Annotated in this window: 1 pseudogene; it reads right to left on the minus strand. The window is 67.9% G+C overall.

What is annotated here, in order from left to right:
• Positions 1-705, minus strand: a pseudogene (locus AC1D15_RS35695) (hypothetical protein); the annotation flags it as partial.

Consider the following 705-nt stretch of genomic DNA (forward strand, 5'->3'; position numbering starts at 1 on the left):
CTGCTGGTGCGGCCCGTCGATGCCTCATAGCCGGACCTGCTCACGACCGCGTTGCTGTACTTCTGCTGCTCCAGGCCGTCCCACGCGTTGTAGGCCAGCCCCTGCCACAGCACGGTGCCGGCCGGCAGCGTGACGCTCGCTCCCGGCGTGCCACCCGGGGTGGCGGGCAGCGGGTTCACCGTCACCGCCGTTGCCAATGACACCGTGCCGAGGAAACCCTTCGGCGTGTAGCCGTAGTTCACCGCCAGCCCGCTCGGCCAGGTCTGCGTCGCTTGCCGGCCGTTCGCGTCATAGCTCAGCGCGCTCGCAAAGCTCGGCCCGTTGGCGATGCTCGAGCGGGTGTTGATCAGCCGCCCCAGGCTGTCGTACACCCACTGCCGGCTGAGGTCCGTGTTGGCACTCGTCGCGCACAACTTGCCGATGCCCATCGCGCAGCTGTCGTAGGTCCAACTGCTCTGGTATTCCGGCTCGATGCGCAGCGTCACCCGGCCGAGCACGTCGTACTTCATCGTGGTCGAGCCGCCGCGCTGCTTCTGCAGCGGGTTCTGCTGCCACACCGCTTGGCCGAGCGCGTCGTAGTGGTACTCGAGCATCCCGGCGTCCGGGTCCGTCAGCCTGAGCTTGCGGCCCCGGATGTCGTACGCGATCTGCACGGTGTTCTGCAACGCGTCCTTCGTCGTGACGAGGTTGCCGAAGGCGTCGTGC

This window comes from Rhizobacter sp. P2_H2 (assembly GCF_056403375.1).